A 1,072-nucleotide genomic window follows, 5' to 3' on the forward strand; every position below is an offset into this window, starting at 1 on the left:
AAAAACCTACATTTTTATACTGCCCAAAACCTACAATTTAAAGCTGCCCTTGACACTTTACTAATTTTCAGGAAATAAGGTATCATATTAATTGAGAAAACGATTTTATTTTAATTAATTAATCAATTTGGAAAAAATTGTTTGTTAATAATAAATTACGTAGTAACAGGAGGGGAAAATGAGATTAGAAGAAGTTAAATTGAAAAATTTTAGAGGATATAAAAATTTTTCAAATTTGAAAGTTCATGATTTGACCGCTTTAATTGGGAAAAATGATGCAGGAAAATCGACTATTTTAGAAGCTTTGGAAATTTTTTTTAACAATAAAGTTGTAGTTTGTGAAAAAGATGACTTGTCTATTGATAGTAGTGAAGATTATATTGAAATAAGTTGTGTTTTTTCAGATTTCCCTGAGAACTTAACTATAGACACAAGTTCAGAAACATCTTTGAAGGATGAGTTTTTACTGAATCAAGAAGGATTTTTAGAAATAAAAAAAGTATTTAAATGTACTAGCCAAAAACCAAAACCAGTAACATTTGTGATTTGTGAGCATCCAATAAATGAAAATTATAACGATTTATTATTATTAAAGAAAGCAGATTTAAAAAAAAGAGCCAAACTATTAAATATACCTAGTGAATGCTACTCTGCAAATAATAATGCGAGTATGCGTAAAGCAATTTATGGAAATTGTATGAATTTGAAGCTATCTTTACAGGAAATAAATGTTGATAAAGAAGATTCAAAAAAAGTTTATGCAGAGATAGAAAAATACCTTCCAATGTTTGCTTTATTTCAATCTGATAGAAGTAGTTTAGACTCAGATAAAGAAGTATCTGATCCCATGGATATTGCTGTTTCTCAAGCTATTAAAGGTCTTGAAGAAGAAATAGATAGAATAAAAAAAGAGGTACAAGCTAAAACTCTAGAAACGGCTAATAGAACACTTGAAAAATTAAAAGAAATGAATAGTGAATTAGCTAACTCTTTAATACCCAGATTCAGAACTGAACCAAATTTCAATAAACTTTTTAGCGTATCAATTGATTCTGATGAAGGCATTTCAATT

Annotated in this window: 1 protein-coding gene; it reads left to right on the forward strand. The window is 27.3% G+C overall.

Features of this window, described 5'->3' with window-relative positions; all coding sequences use genetic code 11:
- Nucleotides 1–178: 178 nt before the first annotated feature.
- On the forward strand, nucleotides 179–1,072 hold an 894-nt coding region (locus tag NE257_RS11580; protein ID WP_251886532.1), incomplete at its 3' end, for an AAA family ATPase.

It is taken from the genome of Enterococcus italicus, from assembly GCF_023743875.1.
Lineage (GTDB): Bacteria > Bacillota > Bacilli > Lactobacillales > Enterococcaceae > Enterococcus_G > Enterococcus_G italicus.